An 18,622-nucleotide genomic window follows, 5' to 3' on the forward strand; every position below is an offset into this window, starting at 1 on the left:
CAGGGAAAATCATTGCTGGCAGGAAAGCCGTTTCCGCCCCGCCCGGGGTCCAGCAAAGGAAACGGAAGGATGACCCAGGACGTCCTGCGAAACGTCGCGCACGGCCCGGTGGCGGCGCACCTCCCGGTCGCAGGCGACGACGCACCCGTACGCGTGCTCGTCGTCAACCGCGATTCACAGGCGGCGTCGGTGCTGGTGGCGATGCTGTGCGATCATGGCTTCCTCGCCGAGGCGGTCGGCGTGACGGCCTTGCGCAATGGCGCCGGCGGTCAGGATTGCGATCTCGTCATCCTCGACATGATGGTCTGTGAGGACGGCGGCCTGGCGATGCTGCGGATGTTGACGCAGCGGCGGCATTGCCCAGGCGTCATCATGCTCAGCCGCCATGCCAGCGAAGTCGACCGGATCGTCGCGCTCGAAATGGGGGCCGACGATTGCGTCGCGAAGCCGACCAGCCCGCGCGAGATGCTGGCGCGGGTCCGGTCGGTGGTGCGCCGCCGCAGCCGGACGCCGCCGGTTGCGGCGGTCGATATCGGCGAGGCCGGGCTGGATCGGGACAAAAGGATCGCGGTCGCGCGGTTCGCCGGCTGGACCTTCGAAGTCGAGACGCGCACGCTTACCTCGCCCGCCGGCGCGGTGGTGCCGTTGACCAACGGCGAATATGGCATGCTGCTGAGGTTCGTCGCCCAGCCCCGCACGGTACAGTCTCGCGAGCGGCTTGCGGTGGCCAGCGGCAAGCCGGCCGGCGGGCAGCGCGACCGGACAATCGACGTCAACGTCAGTCGGTTGCGCCGCAAACTCGCCGATCACACGGCGGACGAACTGATCCGCACGGTGCGCAGCGGCGGCTATCTGTTTATGCCGGTCGTCGCCTGCGATCTCGCGACGAACGGCGGCTGTTAGCGATTTGAAGGGAGGTCGGAATCCTGTGCGCGGCCCGGCGACCCTTGATCGTGCCGTCGCCGTGGCGGCGCCTGACGCTCTTGCCGCGACCGCTCCGCCTGGCGGATGATGAGCATCTGGCCGGGACAAACGTCTCAAGAAGATGCACGTGGTAAGATCCGACCCAGCGCAGGACCCGAGCGAGCTTCTGACGGTGATGCGCCGGATGCGTCCGGCATTGATGGCGTTCTTTCTCCGGCGGCTGCACGATCGGACCCTGGCCGAGGATCTGGTCCAGGACATGTTCGTCCGGATCGCCGACATGGGCGGTCGAACCGCCGGCAATCCCGAAGGCTATATCTTCCAGGCCGCCGCCAACCTGCTGCGCGACCATGTCCGCCGCGAGGCGACGCGGTCCCGCTACGTCCAGGCGTGGATGGAGGACGGCACGCTCGGCATCGACACGTTCGACGCCGAGCGGCTGCTCGCGGCACGGCAGAGCGTCAGCTGCGTCGCCAGCACGCTAGGCACGCTGCCCGACCGGACCCGGCAGATCTTCATCCTGTATCGGCTGGAGGCCATGCCGCGTAAGGTGATCGCCGCGGCCTTCGGCATTTCGGTCAGCGCCGTCGAAAAGCATATCGCGAAGGCGATGCAGGCGCTGCTGGCCAATATTGAGGATATACGATGACCGGCAGCCTCGGGTCGACCGACCAGGACAATGCGATCATCTGGTGCATGCGGCTGAGCGAGGGGGCTCTGACCGCCGCGGAGCAGCAGGACCTGCGCGACTGGCTCGCGGGCGACGCCGCGCGTCAGGAGCAGCTCGATCTGGCCCTCGCGGTCTGGACGGGGCTGGAGGCGGATGCCGAGGCGCCGGAGCTGCTCGGCCTGCGCCGCGAGGCGCTCGGTGCGATGCACCGGGCGGAACGGCGACGCTGGATGCGCGGTGCCGTGCTGCCGGCAGGCTGGCGCGCGCTGGCGGCGGTCGTCGCGCTCGTCGCGGTGGCGCTCGCCACGATGGTCTGGCAGCGACACGGCGGCACCTCCTATCGCACCGGCATCGGCGAGCGTCGGGTGATCGCTTTGGCGGACGGGTCGCGGCTGTCGCTCGACGCGGACAGCGCGGTCTCGGTCGCTTTCAGCGACCAGCGCCGCGATCTTACGCTGGAACGCGGGCGTGCACGCTTCAAGGTGGCGAAGAACCCGCTCCGCCCCTTCGCCGTCCATATCGGCGACGATGTCGTTGTCGCCACCGGGACCGAATTCTCGGTCGAGCGTCTCGCCGGCGAGATGCGCGTCGCGCTGTTCGAGGGGCGCGTCGCGGTCCTGCACGACGGCCGGCACGGTCCGGTCGCCGCGCTGACCCGACGCGACGGCGCGATCGTCGCTGCCGAACGGGCGCTCGCGCCGGGCTCGGAGCTGCGGATGCCGTTCGGCAAGACGATCGGCGGGATCGCGCCGATCGGTCTCAACGACGGCATGGAGGAGGGGCAGATGAGCTTCACTGCCGAGGCGCTGGGCGTCGCGGCCGAGCGGATGAACCGCTATGCCGGCGCCCACCGGATCGCGGTTGCGCCCGATGTCGCGGCGCTGCGCATCAGCGGCGTCTTCAATGCCGGCGACAGCGACGCCTTCGCCCAGGCCATCGCCGCCACCTTTCCGGTACGCGTCACGCGCGATGGCGACACGTTGCGGATAGTCGCGCCCTGACCGGCCAATCTGATACCAAATTGCGGCAATGGTTATAAAAATGTTGGAAAGCTGCTGAGCATTCCGTCCGGTCGTCCGTCATAAAACCACAACATAAAAGAGGGGTGTGACATGATCGGGACTCGACGCATCGGTGCCGCCGTCAGCAGCGCGGCAATCGCCATCGTGATGATCGCCTCGCCGGCGCTGGCCCAGCAACGACCCGTGCAGGTCGATATCAAGGCGCAATCGCTGGGTCAGGCGTTGCGCACCTTCGGTCGTCAGGCGCGTATCCAGTTGGTGTTCGACGAGGCCCTGCTCGGCAATCGCATCGCGCCGGCCGTGGCGGGCAGCATGACGGTCGACGCCGGACTCGACCGCCTGTTGCAGGGCAGCGGGCTGACCGTCGCGCGGACATCGCAGGGCGTGTACGTCATCAACCGCGGTGCGGCGTACACGCCGGTCGCGATGACGACGCAGGCGGGCGCCGCGACCGCTGCGCCGCAGGCCGCCGTGCCGTCCGACCCGGTGACGCCCGATGGCGCCGACGTGATCGTCACCGGCTCGCGCATCCGCTCCAAGAACCTCGTCGAGACCGCGCCGGTGACGAGCGTCGGGCAGGCGGAGATCAAGCTGCAATCCGCATTCAGCGTGCAGGAGGTGCTCAACCGCGTTCCGGCGATCAAGAACAGCGATACCAACCTGTCGAACGGCAACGGCCGCCAGCAATTCGACTTCCACGGGCTCGGCACCAACCGGACGCTGACGCTGATCGACGGTCAGCGGATCGGCGTTACCGAAGGGATCGACGCTTCGGTGATCCCGGTCGGGCTGATCGAGCGCGTCGACCTGCTGACCGGTGGCGCCTCCGCCGTCTACGGCTCCGACGCGATCGGCGGCGTCGTCAATTTCGTGCTCCGCAAGAATTTCGAAGGCGTCAACGCCAACGTCAATTACGGTTTCTACAACGCCGACAACAGCGACAATATCGCCGCGCAGGCCGCCCGCAACGCCGGCTTCGCCGTCCCCAGCGGGTCGCGCAACGACGGCGGCCGGTTCGACGCCAACATCAGCATCGGCCACAATTTCGCCGACGGGCGCGGCAATATCTCGGTCTTCGGCGCCTATAGCCAGGTCGAGCCGGTGCTCGCCTCGTCGCGGTCCTTCTCGGTCTGTCCGATCACCTTGTCCGCGCAGACGGTGGTCTGCGCCTCGCCCTCCTCGGCGACGCCGGCGGGCTATTTCCAGGCGCTGTCGGGGCCGGCGCAGAACGGGACGATCTTCAGTAACGCGGCCGACGGCTCGCGCGCCTTCGTGCCCTACACCGGCGCCAACGGCTATAATTACAACGAGACCTTCTACTTCCAGCGCCAGAACACCCGCTACAACGGCGCGGCGTTCCTCAATTACGAAGTGTCGCCGGCGATCCAGCTCTACGCCAACGGTCTCTACCTCAAGTCGAACGCGACCAGCCAGTCGGACCCGGCGACGATCCAGCCCGGGTCGGTGGCCTATAACATCAATTGCGACAATCCCCTGCTGTCCGCGCAACAGGCGCAGTCGCTGTGCGGCACCGCGGCGGGGACCGCGACCAACGTCACCACCGACGTGCGCTATCGCTTCACCCAGCCGCAGGTGACGCGTTCGTCGAACGAAATCTATCGCGGCGTCGCCGGCGTTCGCGGCGATCTCGGCAGCGCGTGGCATTATGACGTCGGCGGCGTCTATTCGACCACGCTCTACCGGCAGCGCCAGCTCAACCGCGTCGATCCGGCCAAGGTCGCCAATGCGTTGCAGGTCGTCGACGTCAACGGCGTCGCGACCTGTGCGTCGGTGGCGACCAACCCCGGCTGCGTGCCGCTCGATATCTTCTCCACCGCCGGCCCCAGCCAGGCGGCGATCGACTATCTGTCCTATGGCGAGGGCGGCGGCCTGTTCCGCGAACGCTACGAACAATGGGTCGGCAATGCCAACGTCACCGGCGATCTCGGCGAGTACGGCATCCGCAGCCCGCTCTCGACCAAGGGGATCAACATCGCGCTCGGCACCGAATATCGCGCCAACACCTATCGCTCCAATCCCGACGCGGCCTATCAGGCGGCATTCGGATCGACGCCGAACCGGCTGTCGAACCACGCCTTCGACGTCTACGGCGAGGTCAACGTGCCGCTGGTCAGCGATCGTCCGTTCGTCCGCGATCTGAGTTTCGGCGCGGCGATCCGCGGCTCGAATTATTCGGGGGTCGACAAGATGCGCTCGACCTACAAGATCGACGGCAGCTGGCGTCCGATCGAGGATCTGCTGCTGCGCGCCAGCTACAACAAGGCGACGCGCGCGCCGAGCATCTACGAATTGTCGTCCAACGCTGCGGTCAGTTACGGCACGCTCGACAGCAACACGCTGGGCGATCCCTGCGCCGGCGCCAGCCCGTCGGCGAGCCTCGCGGTGTGCCAGAAGACGGGCGTCACCCAGGCGCAATATGGCGCGATCCCGCAATGCCCGGACAATCTGTGCACCGTGCGCAACGGATCACAGGGCCTGGTGACGCCGGAGATCGCGCACACCTATACCTATGGCCTGGTGCTGACGCCGCGGATGCTGCGCGGCCTGTCGATCACCGCCGATTATTACAGCATCGAGATCGAGAACGGCATCGGCTATTACCGCGCCATCGACTTCCTGCAGACCTGCGCCAACACCGGCTATGACTTCTTCTGCGGCCAGCTGGTCCGCAACCCGGACGGCAGCCTGTTCAGCAATGCCGGATCGTCGAGCGGCTACATCAACCAGGGTTACAGCAACCTCGGCAAGACGAATGCGCGCGGGTTCAACTTCTCGGCGAATTACGATACGCGTGTCGGAAATTGGGCGCATTTCTCGACGAGCTACGTCGCGACGCTGCAGACCGCGAAGGGTGGCGACCTCGGCCTGCCCGACACCGACTTCAACGTCGTCGGCCTGTTCGGACCCTATGCGGGGCAGGGCTATCGCCGCTACCAGCATAATTTCCGCTTCACCCTCGCCTCGCCGGACAGCGCGCGGACGCAGGGTCTGGTGTCGCTCAACTGGCGGCACAATTCGGGGCTGAAGAATTCGCGGCTCGACGGCAATCCGATCTTCGGTGCGGACGATCCCAACGTGCCCGACCAGTACAAATATCTGCCGGCCTATGACGTGTTCGACCTCAGCACCAGCGTCACCGTATCGCGCAGCCTGACGCTGCGGGTCGTCGTCAACAATCTGCTCAACGCCAATGCGCCAGTCCGCCCCAGCCCGCCGCTCGAGGCGGCGGAGCGGGTCAATACGTCGCCATCGGTGTATGATGCGCTCGGCCGCTCGATCAACATGGGAGCAACGCTCAATTTCTAGGCCGACCTCTCCGATCGGCGACGACGGATCGCCGGCGGTCTCGCGCCGCGACCTGCTCGCCGGGGGAAGCGGCGCGGTGATCCTGGGCCTGCTCGCCAGCGGTGACGCGGCGCTGGCGCAGGAAAGCGCGCCGACCCGCGGCCATCGTCTCGTCGCGACCGCACCTGCCGGCGAGTGGCTGCTCGGCCATCCCGTCGGCAACGGCCGGATCGGCGCGATGATGGGTGGCGGCGTCGCCAGCGATACGATCTCGCTCAACCACGACACGTTGTGGACGGGGCAGCCCGCGACGTCGCCCGACCACGACGGGCGCGCCGAGCTGGCGGCGGTGCGTGCCGCGGTGTTCGCCGGCGACCCGCCCGCCGCGGACCGGCTGAGCAAAGCGCTGCAAGGCGCCTATAGCCAGAGCTACGCGCCGATGGCGAACCTCGTGCTGGCGATGACCCATGCCACGCCGCCGCGCGCGTACCGGCGCGAGCTCGACCTCGACCGCGCGGTGGCGTCGGTCGCCTATCGCTGCGACGGCATCGGCTTTCGTCGCGAGCTGTTCGCCTCGCATCCCGACGGGATCATCGTGCTTCGCCTCAGCGCCGATCGTCCGGGTGCGCTGCATGGCCGGATCGGCCTGACGACGTCGTTGCGCGGCGATACCGTCGCCGACGGCACGACCCTCACGCTGACCGGCAAGGCGCCGACGCGCTGCGAGCCCGATTACCGCAACCTGCCCGATCCGATCGCCTATTCGGACGAGCCCGGTCACGGCATGGCGTTCGCGACCATCCTGTCGGTCGAGGCGCGGGGCGGCATCGTCGTCGCGCACGGCGATACCGTTTCCGTTCGCGGTGCCGACGAGATCGTCGTACGGATCGCCGCGGCGACCGGGTTCCGGGGCTTCGATCGGCTGCCCGATACACCACCGGCCGCGGTGGTGGCGGCGGCGGGACGCGACCTCGCCGCGAGCGCGGGCCGGCCGTTCGCGCTGCTGCTCGACCGCCATATCCGCGATCATCGCGCGCTCTATCGCCGCACGGCGCTGTCGCTCTCCGCCGCGGATGCCGACGCGGTGCAGGCCGAGCGGCTGTTCCATCTCGGCCGGTATCTGATGATCGCCTGCTCGCGCGCGGGAACCATGCCCGCCAATCTGCAGGGGCTATGGAATGCCACGGTGCGCCCGCCGTGGAGCTGCAATTACACGACCAACATCAATCTGCAGATGAACTATTGGCCGGTGGAAAGCTGCAACCTGCCGGAATGCCATCTGCCGCTGATCGACCATATCGAGCGGCTGGCGGCGAACGGTGCCCGGACCGCGCGGACGCTGTACGGCATGCCGGGCTGGTGCGTGCACCACAACAGCGACCTGTGGGCGATGACGCATCCGGTCGGCGCGCGCGAGGGCGACCCGAACTGGGCGAACTGGCCGATGGGCGGGCCGTGGCTGGCGCAGCACGTCTGGGACCATTACCGCTTCACCGGCGATCGGCGCTTCCTCATCGACCGCGGCTTCCCGCTGCTGCGCGGCTGTGCCGAATTCTGCGCCGCCTGGCTGGTCGCCGATCCGGCGGGCGACGGACTGACCACCGCACCGTCGATCTCGCCCGAGAACCTGTTCATGGCCGCGCCGGGCAAGGCCGCGGCGGTCGGCGCAGGCTGCACGATGGACCTCGCGCTGATCCGCGAGCTGTTCGCGCATTGTATCGAGGCGGCGACGCTAGTCGGCGATACCAGCGATCTCGCCGCGCGCCTGTCGCGCCTGCTGGACCGGCTTGCCCCCTATCGGGTCGGGCGCTTCGGCCAGTTGCAGGAATGGTCGGCGGACTATGACGAGCAGGACCCCGGCCACCGCCACGTCTCGCACCTCTATCCGCTTTATCCCGGCACCGCGATCGATCCGCAGCGCACGCCGCAGCTGGCGCAGGCCGGCGCGGTCTCGCTGGCGCGGCGCGAGGCGCATGGCGGGTCGAGCACGGGCTGGAGCCGGGCCTGGGCGACGGCGATCTGGGCGCGGCTCGGACGCCCGGCCGATACCGCACGGTCGCTGTCGGCCTTTCTGGCGCATAGCGTCGCCGCCAACCTGCTCGACACGCACCCGGCGCAACCGCGCCCCGTCTTTCAGATCGACGGCAATTTCGGCATCACCGCCGCGATCGCGGAGATGCTGCTGCAGAGCCACGGCGACGCCATCGCGCTGCTGCCGGCAGTGCCGGCGCACTGGGCGAGCGGCACGATAAGCGGGCTGCGCGCGCGGGGCGGCCATGCGGTGGACATCGCGTGGCGACCGGCGGTGGTCCGTGCGACGGTGACCGCGGGCGGCGACCGGCTCGCGGTGCGACCGCCGGCCGGGTTCGTCGTGACGGCGATACGGCAGGACCGCCGCGCACTCCGCTTCGCGCCGATTCAGGGCGTGACGCAAATCCACACCCGGCCGGGCCGACGCTATCGCATCACGCTGAGCCGGATTCCCGTCGGGGCGGCCTGATCGTCCCGAGCCTTCCCTCCTGCATCAGGACCAGCCATGTCGTCGCTCTCCCGCCGAACCCTTCTCGCTTCCGGTCTCGCCACCGCCGGCGTCGGCGCCGCCCGCGCGGCACCGCGCGCCGCGGCGGACGCTCCCCCCGCGGCCTATGGCGCGACGCCGTCGCCGCGGCAGCTCGCGTGGCATCGGCGCGAGCAATATGCCTTCGTCCATTTCTCGATCAACACCTTCACCGATCGCGAATGGGGCTATGGCGACGAAAGCCCCGCGCTGTTCGATCCGACCGACTTTTCCGCCGAGCAGATCGTCGACGCGGCCAAGGCGGGCGGGTTGCGCGGCATCGTGCTGACCGCCAAGCATCACGACGGCTTCTGCCTGTGGCCGACGATGCTGACCGAGCATTGCGTGCGCAACAGCCCGTTCCGCGGTGGCAAGGGCGACGTCGTGCGCGAATTCGAACAGGCCTGTCGTCGCGCCGGTCTCGCCTTCGGCCTGTATCTGTCGCCTTGGGATCGCAACCACGCCGATTATGGCCGCCCCGCCTATATCGATTACTACCGCAAGCAGATCGTCGAATTGTGTACCCGCTATGGCCGATTGTTCGAATTCTGGTTCGATGGCGCCAATGGCGGCGATGGCTATTACGGCGGCGCACGCGAGACGCGCACGATCGACGCGGCCGCTTATTACGACTGGCCGTCGATGTTCGCGCTGGTGCACCGTTACCAGCCGCTCGCCTGTACCTTCGAACCGCTCGGCTCCGATGCGCGCTGGGTCGGCAACGAGGACGGCGTCGCCGGCGATCCTTGCTGGCCGACGATGCCCGACCACAAGCCCAGCCAGGCGGAGGGCAATGCCGGACTGCGCGATGGCCCATTATGGTGGCCGGCGGAAACCAATACCTCGATCCGCCCCGGCTGGTTTTATCACGCCGACGAAGACGCCAAGGTCAAGGACCCGCAACGGCTGGTCAGACTCCATGACGAATCGGTCGCCCGCGGCACCAATCTGATCCTCAACCTGCCGCCCGACCGCCGCGGCCGGCTGGCGGACGTCGATACCGCGGTGCTCCGCGCCTTCGGGGATGCGCAGCGCGCGACCTATGCGGTCGATCTGGCCAAGGGGGCGATCGCGCATGCCGATCATGAACGCGGCGTGCGTTTCGCTGCGGCCAAGGTGCTGGACGGCGATCCCGACAGCTATTGGTCGACACCGGATGGCGTACACACGCCGCAAATCGTGCTCGACGTTCCACCCGGCCGCAGCTTCGACATCATCCGCATCCGCGAATACCTGCCGCTCGGTGTTCGCGTCACGCGCTTCGCCGTCGATCTCGATACGGGATCGGGCTGGCGTGAGGTGGCGTCAGGCGCCTGTATCGCCGCGCAACGGATTGTCCGCCTCGCCGCTCCCGTCCAGGCACGACGATTGCGGTTGCGGATCACCGATGCACCCGTCTGTCCGGCGATCAGCGAGATCGCTCTGTTCCGCCAGACCGCCCCGGTCGCGGTCGCACTGCCGAGGCCGCGCGCGCCCGATACCGTCCCGCCGTCGGCCTGGTCGATTGCCTCGTCGTCGGGGCCGGACGTGGAGGCTCTGTTCGACGACGATGTCGGCACGTCCTGGCGGGTCCCGGTGGCGGATCGGTCGATGGCGGTGACGGTGGTGCTCAAATTCGACCATCGGCAACGGCTCGGCGGCTTCGTTCTGACCCCATCGCGCGCGGTGATGACCGATGCCGCTCCTCCACGGCGGTATCGTGTCGAGGCCAGCGTAGACGGCGAGACCTGGAGCGATCTCGGCGCCGGCGAATTTTCGAACATCGCCAATGCCCTCTCGCCCCAGCGCATCGCTTTCGAGACCGTCACGTCCTGCGCCTATGTTCGCTTCAGCTTCATCGGCCTGGCGTCCTCGGCGCATCACATGGCGATCGCCGACCTGAAGCTTCTACGGGCGGGGTGACCCGGACGACACCGCAACCGACCGATGGCGGACGTGACGGCGAGATAGCACGTCGATATCGTTGATCCCCGCCAGCGTCAGCGTGCGGCGGAATTCCTCGTGCAGCAGCGTCAGGAGACGATCGACGCCCGGCTCGCCGCCCGCGGCGAGGCCGTACAGATAGGGGCGGCCGATCGAGCAGGCGGTCGCGCCCAGGGCGAGCGCCTTCACCACGTCCGAGCCGCGCCGGATGCCACCGTCGCAGATCACGTCCGGTGCGTCGCCGACGGCGTCGCGCACCGCCTCGATCTGGTCGACCGGGGCGGGCGCGCCGTCCAGCTGACGCCCGCCGTGGTTGGAGATCATGACGCCGGTCGCGCCCGAGTCGATCGCGCGGCGCGCATCCGCGGGCGTCATCACGCCCTTGATCGCCAGCGGTCCGTTCCATTCGCGGGCGAGCCATTCGACGTCGCGCCAGCCGACCGAGCGGTCGAACTGACCGCCGATATAATCGAACAGGCTCATCGGTCCCGCCGCCAGCGCATCGACCTTGTGGCTGACGTTGGCGAGGTCGAACCTCGATCCGGTCAGCGCGGGCAGCGACCAGGAGGGATGGAGGGCGAAGCTGAGCAACGAGCGGAGCGTCAGTTTCGGCGGCAGCGACAGGCCGCTGACCCGGTCGCGCTCGCGATTGCCGGCGACCGGCGTATCGACCGTCAGCGCGAGACCGTGGAATCCCGCCGCCCGACAGCGCGCGACGAATTCGGCGGTGAGGCCGCGATCCTTGAAGATGTAGATCTGGAAGACCTTCGGCCCGGCGAAGGCCTGCGCGAGATCCTCCAGCCGCGTCGTGCCCATCGTCGAGAGGCTGTAGAGGAGCCCGTGTCGCGCGGCGGCGCGAGCGACGGCGTGTTCGGCGTGGCCGTGGAACATGCGGGTGAGGCCGGTGGGCGACAGCATCAGCGGCCACCGCGCGGGTTGGCCGAAGATACGGGTTTCCGTCCGGATCGTCGACACGTCGTTGAGGACGTCTGGAACCAATTCATAGTCCGCAAAGGCGGTGGCGTTCCGCCGCAGCGACACTTCGTCGTCCGCACCGCCATCGATATAGTCGAAGATCGGCCGCGGCAGCCGGCGACGCGCCATCAGCCGCAGGTCGGCCACGTTGTTCGCCCGTTCGAGTCGCGTCATGCCGCACGCTGCGTCGGGAGCGCGCGGATCGACAACCGGTTTCGCTGTGCCGAAGCGCTTGGCGGCTGTGCGTGCCGATCGATCGCGCGGACCGGACGGGATCAGGGCTGCGGCGATGCGTCCTTCTGCGCCGGCGGTTCGGCGGCTTGCGCGCGGTTCATGCTCTCGACCTCGGCCGCGGTCTTGAAGTCCAGCAATTCGACCTGGAAGACGAGATCGGCATTGGCCGGGATCGGCCCCGACGCCTGCGCGCCATAGCCCAGCGCGGCGGGGATGCAGAACCGGGCGACGCCCGACCGGGCCATCGTCTGCAGGCCCTGGGAGAAGCCGGGGATCACGCCGTTGACCGGCAGCGGCGAGCGCATGCCTTGATCGAACACCGCCCCCGTTGCCGCAAGATAGCCGATGTAGTTGACCAGCACGACATCCCCTGCCGCGGGTTTGGCGCCGGTGCCGGCGCGCAGTACCGTCGATCCCAGGCCGGACGGTGCCGTCACCGAACACAGCCGCTGCCCCGCCGGGACGATGGGATTGAGCGGCAACGCGATGATCGCATTGTCCGGCTTGGCCGGTGCGGGTGCCGCGGCCCGTGGCTTGGCGCGGCGGGTCGCCGCCGCGTCCGCCGGCAGCGGCGCGGCGAGCAGCGGCAGGAGCGCGGCGAGGATCAGGCGGGATGAAGCGTGCGAAAGGAATGGCATGGACCCGGCTATATGCAAGGCCGGCGATCGACGCCAACCCGATGTCGCGCGCACGGCGTATTGAAGTCGCTATTGTTCGTGGCACGAACGAACCGCGCGCATTGGCGCGGCGTCGGGACGCGGCGTGAGGCCGGCAAGCGTCGTTGTGCGTTAGATGATTGTGCCAGTGCCGATCGATCTTGTGACGATGCCTTGGGAAATGCGCGCGACGCGGACAACGACGGCCGGCCGCTCGGATCGCGATCGCCGCTCGTGACGGTCGCCGCCCGCGAGACGGCGCTTGCGCTGCTGGCATCGCGATCCCCGGATGCGACGGTGTGTCCGAGCGAGGTGGCGCGCGCGATCGCGCCCAAGGAGGCTTGGCGAGACGCGATGCCGCTGGTCCATGCCGCGATCGATGGTCTCGTCGAGGAGGGCCAGGTGCGGCTCAGCTGGAAAGGGCGGCCTCTAGCCGTCCGCGACGGGCCTTATCGCATCGGTCGCGCGACGCCGCCGTCGTAGACCGGCGATCGAGTTCCGCCGTGCGGGCGCCATCACCGCCGATCCGTATCGACGGTCCGCTGGACGAAGCCCGCGACGTCGTCGAGCACCGGGGCACGACCGCGAAACGGTCGGGCGAGCGCCAGCAGGATGCCGATATGCCCCAGCTTCGCGTAGGCACGTTCGTCCACCGCCACGCCGCCGGCGCGCAACTTCGTGGCCAATGCCTGGCTGTTGCGCGGGCGCACGACGGTGTCGTCGCTGCCGTAGAGCAGCAATGCAGGCGGATCGCCGGCACCGGCCCAGGTGACCGGCTGCGTCGCGGCGGGATCGGGTGACTGGCCGAAGGCGGCGCGGCTGGCCGCCACGTCGAAGGGGGCGAAGTCGTAAGGGCCGGCGAGCCCGACCAGGCCCTTGACCGCGGGTCGCGAGGCACCGAGCCAGCGAGGGTCCACCGCCAGCATCGCGGCGATATAGGCGCCCGCCGAATGACCCATCAGCACCACCGATCCCCCGTCGCCGCAATAGGCGTCGGCATGGGAGATGGCCCAGCGCACCGCCGCCGCGCCATCCTCGACGAAGGCGGGATAGTGCACGTCGGGGACCAGTCGATAATCCGGCACGACCGTCACGAAGCCGCGCGCGGCCAAGGCGCGGCCGACGAAGGCATAGCCCGCGCGCGTGCCGCTGTTCCAGCTGCCGCCGTAGAAGAATACCACGACGGGTCGCGGCCGGCCGCAGGCTTTGCGCGGCGCGTAGACATCCAGCCGTTGGCGCGGCGCGGCGCCATAAGCGAGGTCCTTCGCGACGCGGACGCCGCCCCGATCCTTCGGCACCAGCCTGTCGAAGGTGGTCAGCGGCGAACACGCCGCGGCCAGCGAGCCCAGCGCGGCGAGGACGCCGACGTGGCGGCGGACGGCCCGCGGTCGGATCATGCCGCCGGGGTCACGGGATGGACTGTCACGATGGCGGCCTTTCGCGGGAGGGCGAGGGCAGGACGAACGCTGGCGGGCATCGTTCCGTTTGCCCCCGGCCGCGCCTGCGCCCGCGCCTGCGTCCGGACGGGCGTCAGTCCGGATAGCGCCGCAGCGTCTGGCGTATGCTGCCGGGCCGCGCGGCGGCGCCGGCATCGTTCACCAGATGGGCGATCGTGCCCTTGTCGTCCCCGAGCGAGATGGTGGTCACATTCGCGATGCGCACGCCGGGGGTGTCGGGCACCTCGACCGCGCTCGCCAGGACGATCGTCGGGTCCGCGGTGAAGTTCGCATAGACGCCCATGCCGATCGCCTCGTGACGGCGGACCCGGTCGGCGACCTTGTACGCGGCCCAGCCGCGCGGCGACTCCGGCCGCCAGGCGTGCTGGCTCGGCGGATCGTAGGGCAGTTCGTTCTGGTAGAAGAAGGTGCGGCCGTTCTCGCCGTTCCATACCGTCTGCCAGCCTTGGAAATGCTCCACGAACAGCCCGTAACAGCATATGTCGTCGCCGTTGACGACCAGCCCGTGCTCACCGCGGCTCTCGGTCCAGCCGACATGGACGCGACCACCGTCCCGATCGCCGTGGTCGGCGCGCCAGATCCACAGATGGTCGGCGATCACATGATGGCTGTTGATCTCCAGGCACGTGCCGGCGTTGCCGATCGCGGCGCCGCCGACCCGGAAGAAGAGGTCGGCGAGCAGCGTCGGATTGGCCCGGTGGTCGCGTACGGCGCCCCGCGGCCCGACCTCCATCAACACCGGCGAGGATTGCGGCCCGGCGTCGATCAGCAGGCCGGCGATCGACACGCCCGGCACGTCGGCGACCGTCATTGCGGCATTGCCCGCCTCGCTGAGCAGCGTCGCGAGGCCCAGTCCGAGGACGATCGTGTCCGCCCGGACGACGCGGATCGGCTGGCGCAGCCGGTAGACGCCCGGGGTGAGCAGCAGGTGGCGCCCCGTCGCCAGCGCGCGGTTGATCGCCGCGATCGGCGTCGCGGGGGTGGCGATGAGGAAGTCGTCCAACCCCACGACGCGGCCGTCGGGCCGGCCCTGCCAGGAGATGCCGGTCGCATCGCGACGCAGCGCCGGCACGAACACCGCCCAGCGGCCGTCGGCGGCGACGTGGAGGAACGGCTTCTCGCGCATGCGCGGCACCGACGGCAGCGTGGTGATCGGCGGTTCGGGAAAGCTGCTGGCCGGCGCGCCGACGACGCCCATGAACATCATGTTCCAATTGGCGCCCTGCCAGCCGCCGATCTGCGAACTGCGGGTGAACCATTGCTGCTGCGTGCCCGAACGGATTGTGCCGTCGATGCGGCAATCGGCCATGAAGCCGCCGCTCGACCAGCCGCCGTCGTCCAGCGCGAGATCCCCCGCGAGGTGGACGCGGCGATAGGGCGCCGCCTGCGAGACCGCCCAGCGGTCGGCGCCATCGGGCGGAAGGACGGCGAGATTCTCGACCGCACGCCAGAAATTGACCAACGCCATGCCCTTGGCCCAATCGGCCTCGGCATGGACGTGGCCGGTGACCGTCACGTCGCCGGGGCGCAGGCCGAGGCCCGCCACCTGGGTGAAGAAGCCGACGTTGATGTCGAGCCGGTGTTCACCCGGTTTGAGCAGCACGGCATAACGGCGATCGGTGAAATGCGCGCGTTCCTGCTGCGCGAACCAGCCGTCGATCCGGCGCTGCGCGTCCGGCATGCCCGGATCGACGACGAGCACGTTGGGACCGAAATCGGGGTCGCCCATCGACGCACGCGGTCTCGCGCCGGCAGGGGCGAGGCCGATGGCGGCGATGCCGGCCAATATGCCGCGCCGTGTCGTCTTCGAGGTCAACCCGTTGTCCGCCAAGTCAAATCTCCCCGCGATGATCCGCTACCGATCCTCGAACGGCAGGTCGATGGCTGGATCGCCGCGCGTAAATAGCAGCCGTTCGAGGCGCTTGGCGTCGGCGGGGGTGGCGGGGTTGTAGATGATCATGCCGAGTTCCGGCCGTCCTTCGACCGAGAAGGACGAGAATTCCATCGCGAACAGCCCCGCGTCGGGGTGATGGATGCGCTTCGTGCCCTCGCCGTGCGCGACGACGTCGTTATCCTGCCACAGCGCCGCGAAGTCGGGGCTGAGGCGGGACAGTTCGGCGACCAGCGCCATGACCTCGGCGCTGCTGCTGGCACCCGCGCGCGCCACGTCGGCGCGGAAGGCGCCGACCACGAAGCGGGCGATGTCGGCGAAATCCGCGTTGCGCGCGCGGACATGGTCGCTGGCGAACATCAGCCGCAGGATGTTGCGGCCCTCGCGCGGCAGCTTGGCGTAATCGGTCAGCAGCACCGCCGCGGCGCGATTCCAGCCGACCACGTCCCACATCGCGGTCTTGATGATCGCCGGGCTGAGCACCATCCCGTCGAGCACGCGCTGCAGCCGCGGCGAGATGCCGTCGACCGGCCGGTAGCGCGCCTCCGGCAGGCGGCCGAGGCCGAGCATGTAGAGGTGCTCGCGCTCCGGCTCGGTCAGCATCAGCCCCTTGGCGATGCGGTCGAGCACGTCGGCCGACGGCGCGCCGCCGCGCCCCTGCTCCAGCCAGGTATACCAGGTCGGGCTGATGTTGGCGCGGCTCGCCACCTCTTCGCGGCGCAGGCCCGGCGTGCGCCGCCGGCTGCCGGCGAAGCCGAACGCCGCCGGATCGAGCCGGGTGCGCCGGTCGCGCAAATAGGTGCCGAGCGGGTTGGACGCGTCACTGGCCATGGTCGATCCTGTTGAACGGTATACCACGATAAGGTCACTACTTTAACACGTTGGAAAGGCTCGCGATACCGTATGGGTAAGAAGGAGATCACCCATGCGCGTATTCCTGACCGGCGCGACCGGTTTCATCGGCTCACACGTCATCCCCGAACTGCTCGCCGGCGGTCATCGCGTGCTCGGCCTGACCCGTTCCGATGCCGGCGCGCGGCAGCTCGAGGCGGCCGGCGTCGAGGTGCATCGCGGCGATCTGGATCGCCCGGAGACGCTCGCCAGCGGCGCGGCGGCGGCGGATGCGGTGATCCATTGCGCGTTCGATCACAATTTCGCGACCTTCTTCGAGAATACCAGGAAGGACGAGCGCAACATCACCGCGATGGGCGAGGCGCTGGAAGGAACGGGCAAGCCGATCCTGATCACCTCGGGCGTCGGCATCGGCACGCCGGTGAACGGCGGCCCGGCGACCGAAGACGTGCTGAACCCGCACCACGCCAATCCGCGCATCGCCACCGAACTGGCAGGCGCGGCGCTGATCGCGCGGCGCATCGACGTCCGCACCATTCGCCTGCCGCAGGTCCACGACACGACCAAGGCGGGGCTGATCACGCCGCTGGTCGCCGAGGCGCGCCGCGCCGGGGCGGTGGCGTATCTGGAAGAGGGGCGGACGCGCTGGGCCGCGGCGCATATCAGCGACGTGGCGAAGCTGTACGTGCTGGCGCTGGAAAAGGGCGAGCCGGGCGCGCGCTATCATGCGTCGGTGGAGGACGGCGTCTCCGCCCGCGCCATCGCCGAAGCGATCGGGGCGGGGGCGGGCCTGCCCGTCCGCTCGATCGGGCGGGAGGAGGTCGAGCTGTATTTCGGCTGGATGGCGCCATTCGCCGGGCTCGACATGATCGCGTCGAACGCCTGGACGCGCGCCCGGCTGGGGTGGATGCCGAGCGGCCCCGATCTGCTGACCGACCTCGCGGCGATGGACTATTCGGCAACCGCGCCGGCGTGACCGGTCGCCGTGTGGCGATTTCTCCCGGCGGTCGGGAACCGGCCGAGCGGTCCGATCCTTCAGCCGGGGGAGACAGGATATGAAGCCGATCGATCGTCGCCAGGGATTGTGGATGCTCGCGGGGAGCGCGGTCGCCGTGACCGCGCTCGGCGCACGGGCGATGGCGCAGGAGGCCTTGGCCGTGCCGGGGCGGACGCTCGCGCTGGTCGAGAAGAGCGCCGGCCGCGTCGCCTTCTACGCCCTGCCCGACGGCAGGCGGCTCGGCACGGTCGCGCTGGGGACGCAACCGCATGAGATCGCCGCCGATGCGGCGGGGCGGTTTGCCTATGTCGGCCATTACGGCGTCGCGAGCTGGAAGGCGCCCGGCGCGGGCGGCAGCCAGATCTGGGTCATCGACCTGCACAAGCGTGCGCTGGCGCGGACGATCGACATGGCGCCGTTCGGCCGCCTCCACGCCGTCCGTGTCGATGCGCGTGGGCGGCTGTACGTCCTGTCGGAGCAGGACAGCATGCTGGCCCGCTTCGACGATCCCGCCAACGATACCGCGCCGTCACGGCTGATCCCGGTCACCGGCGCGCGCAGCCATTATCTGATCGTCCGGCGCGACGGCGCCCGCGCCTATGTCGCCGACACGTTGAGCGGCGCGGTCATCATGGTCGATCCCGAGGATATGGGCGTTGCCCCGATCCGCCGGCGGATCGGCACCGCGCCCGAAGGGATGACGCTGAGCGCCGACGAACGGACGCTCTACGTGATCGACCGGCCGAGCGGGACGATCCATGCGCTGGACGCGACGACGCTGGAGGAACGCGCGCGCCGGCCGCTGCGCGGCGAGGCGGTGCGCATCGTCACGCAGGCCGACGGCCGGCTGATCGTCTCGAACACGGCGGACAAGAGCCTGTCGCGGCTCGACCCGGCAACGCTGGTCGAGCAGGATCGCCTGTCGCTCGATGCTGCGGCGCCGGGGCTCAACCTCTCTGGCGAGACGCTGTACGCCGCGCTCGAAAACAACCGGGTGGCGATCGTCGATACGCGCCGCTGGGCGCTCGCCGGCGGGTTCGCGACGGGGGCGGCGCCCGACGCCTCGGTGCTCGTCTAGGATGGATCGATGGTCAGGGTTTGGGAGGAAGCCATCCTCGCGAAGACCTATCAAGGTTCAGGCAAATTCCTCCCCCGTGC

The 18,622-nt window shown here is 69.1% G+C and carries 14 protein-coding genes; 9 read left to right on the forward strand and 5 right to left on the reverse strand.

Annotated elements, in window-relative coordinates; genetic code table 11:
* Positions 1 to 69: 69 nt before the first annotated feature.
* The 6 genes from MC45_RS16695 (at position 70) to MC45_RS16720 (ending at position 10,381) form a co-directional block, all read left to right on the forward strand.
* Positions 70 to 903: a response regulator transcription factor gene (locus MC45_RS16695; protein WP_052075730.1), complete on the forward strand. Its 834-nt coding sequence runs from the start codon at positions 70 to 72 to the stop codon at positions 901 to 903.
* A 205-nt stretch (positions 904 to 1,108) separates the two neighbouring features.
* The gene (locus tag MC45_RS16700) at positions 1,109 to 1,573 is read left to right on the forward strand and encodes an RNA polymerase sigma factor (protein ID WP_281177500.1); all 465 of its coding nucleotides are present in this window, start codon (positions 1,109 to 1,111) and stop codon (positions 1,571 to 1,573) included.
* Positions 1,570 to 2,595, forward strand: coding sequence for a FecR domain-containing protein (locus tag MC45_RS16705; protein ID WP_052075732.1), 1,026 nt, complete (start codon positions 1,570 to 1,572; stop codon positions 2,593 to 2,595). The genes MC45_RS16700 and MC45_RS16705 overlap by 4 nt, the downstream gene beginning before the upstream one ends.
* A gap of 111 nt (positions 2,596 to 2,706) precedes the next feature.
* A complete protein-coding gene (locus tag MC45_RS16710) occupies positions 2,707 to 5,943 on the forward strand; it encodes a TonB-dependent receptor (RefSeq protein ID WP_038665594.1) in 3,237 nt (1,078 codons plus the stop codon).
* Positions 5,944 to 6,019: 76 nt separating this feature from the next.
* Positions 6,020 to 8,422 (forward strand): glycoside hydrolase family 95 protein, encoded by a 2,403-nt coding sequence (locus MC45_RS16715; RefSeq protein WP_052075733.1) that lies wholly within the window; start codon positions 6,020 to 6,022, stop codon positions 8,420 to 8,422.
* Between the two features lie 36 nt (positions 8,423 to 8,458).
* Positions 8,459 to 10,381, forward strand: a complete 1,923-nt coding sequence (locus MC45_RS16720) for an alpha-L-fucosidase (RefSeq protein ID WP_038665596.1) — start codon at positions 8,459 to 8,461, stop codon at positions 10,379 to 10,381.
* On the opposite strand, the gene MC45_RS16725 is transcribed toward MC45_RS16720, so the two are convergent.
* Positions 10,367 to 11,551 (reverse strand): alpha-hydroxy acid oxidase, encoded by a 1,185-nt coding sequence (locus MC45_RS16725; protein ID WP_038665598.1) that lies wholly within the window; start codon positions 11,549 to 11,551, stop codon positions 10,367 to 10,369. The two genes, MC45_RS16720 and MC45_RS16725, sit on opposite strands and share 15 nt — an antisense overlap.
* A gap of 101 nt (positions 11,552 to 11,652) precedes the next feature.
* A complete protein-coding gene (locus MC45_RS16730) occupies positions 11,653 to 12,249 on the reverse strand; it encodes an FKBP-type peptidyl-prolyl cis-trans isomerase (RefSeq protein ID WP_038665600.1) in 597 nt (198 codons plus the stop codon).
* A 252-nt stretch (positions 12,250 to 12,501) separates the two neighbouring features.
* Here MC45_RS16730 and MC45_RS19865 point away from each other — a divergent pair, with 252 nt between their 5' ends.
* Positions 12,502 to 12,750: a DUF3253 domain-containing protein gene (locus tag MC45_RS19865; RefSeq protein WP_038667777.1), complete on the forward strand. Its 249-nt coding sequence runs from the start codon at positions 12,502 to 12,504 to the stop codon at positions 12,748 to 12,750.
* 32 nt (positions 12,751 to 12,782) lie between these two features.
* On the opposite strand, the gene MC45_RS16740 is transcribed toward MC45_RS19865, so the two are convergent.
* From MC45_RS16740 to MC45_RS16750, 3 genes are all read right to left on the reverse strand, one after another.
* Positions 12,783 to 13,664, reverse strand: coding sequence for an alpha/beta hydrolase (locus MC45_RS16740; RefSeq protein ID WP_038665603.1), 882 nt, complete (start codon positions 13,662 to 13,664; stop codon positions 12,783 to 12,785).
* Positions 13,665 to 13,797: 133 nt separating this feature from the next.
* Positions 13,798 to 15,540 (reverse strand): adenylyl cyclase, encoded by a 1,743-nt coding sequence (locus MC45_RS16745; protein WP_245640760.1) that lies wholly within the window; start codon positions 15,538 to 15,540, stop codon positions 13,798 to 13,800.
* Positions 15,541 to 15,579: 39 nt separating this feature from the next.
* The gene (locus tag MC45_RS16750) at positions 15,580 to 16,446 is read right to left on the reverse strand and encodes a helix-turn-helix transcriptional regulator (RefSeq protein ID WP_038665606.1); all 867 of its coding nucleotides are present in this window, start codon (positions 16,444 to 16,446) and stop codon (positions 15,580 to 15,582) included.
* A gap of 94 nt (positions 16,447 to 16,540) precedes the next feature.
* Here MC45_RS16750 and MC45_RS16755 point away from each other — a divergent pair, with 94 nt between their 5' ends.
* Both MC45_RS16755 and MC45_RS16760 read left to right on the forward strand, forming a co-directional pair.
* Entirely contained in the window at positions 16,541 to 17,443 is a 903-nt protein-coding gene (locus tag MC45_RS16755) for an SDR family oxidoreductase (RefSeq protein ID WP_038665609.1), read from the forward strand.
* A gap of 79 nt (positions 17,444 to 17,522) precedes the next feature.
* Positions 17,523 to 18,542 (forward strand): outer membrane protein assembly factor BamB family protein, encoded by a 1,020-nt coding sequence (locus MC45_RS16760; RefSeq protein ID WP_081974492.1) that lies wholly within the window; start codon positions 17,523 to 17,525, stop codon positions 18,540 to 18,542.
* The last annotated feature ends 80 nt before the right edge of the window (positions 18,543 to 18,622 follow it).

The organism is Sphingomonas taxi, assembly GCF_000764535.1.
GTDB classification, from domain to species: Bacteria; Pseudomonadota; Alphaproteobacteria; order Sphingomonadales; family Sphingomonadaceae; genus Sphingomonas; species Sphingomonas taxi.

Excerpts from the sequence above, each read along its gene's own strand:
- MC45_RS16695 (WP_052075730.1), top strand. The coding sequence starts at position 70 with ATGACCCAGGACGTCCTGCGAAACGTCGCGCACGGCCCGGTGGCGGCG.
- MC45_RS16700 (WP_281177500.1), top strand. The coding sequence starts at position 1,109 with ATGCGTCCGGCATTGATGGCGTTCTTTCTCCGGCGGCTGCACGATCGG.
- MC45_RS16705 (WP_052075732.1), top strand. The coding sequence starts at position 1,570 with ATGACCGGCAGCCTCGGGTCGACCGACCAGGACAATGCGATCATCTGG.
- MC45_RS16710 (WP_038665594.1), top strand. The coding sequence starts at position 2,707 with ATGATCGGGACTCGACGCATCGGTGCCGCCGTCAGCAGCGCGGCAATC.
- MC45_RS16720 (WP_038665596.1), top strand. The coding sequence starts at position 8,459 with ATGTCGTCGCTCTCCCGCCGAACCCTTCTCGCTTCCGGTCTCGCCACC.
- MC45_RS16725 (WP_038665598.1), bottom strand. The coding sequence starts at position 11,551 with ATGACGCGACTCGAACGGGCGAACAACGTGGCCGACCTGCGGCTGATG.
- MC45_RS16730 (WP_038665600.1), bottom strand. The coding sequence starts at position 12,249 with ATGCCATTCCTTTCGCACGCTTCATCCCGCCTGATCCTCGCCGCGCTC.
- MC45_RS16740 (WP_038665603.1), bottom strand. The coding sequence starts at position 13,664 with ATGATCCGACCGCGGGCCGTCCGCCGCCACGTCGGCGTCCTCGCCGCG.
- MC45_RS16750 (WP_038665606.1), bottom strand. The coding sequence starts at position 16,446 with ATGGCCAGTGACGCGTCCAACCCGCTCGGCACCTATTTGCGCGACCGG.
- MC45_RS16755 (WP_038665609.1), top strand. The coding sequence starts at position 16,541 with ATGCGCGTATTCCTGACCGGCGCGACCGGTTTCATCGGCTCACACGTC.
- MC45_RS16760 (WP_081974492.1), top strand. The coding sequence starts at position 17,523 with ATGAAGCCGATCGATCGTCGCCAGGGATTGTGGATGCTCGCGGGGAGC.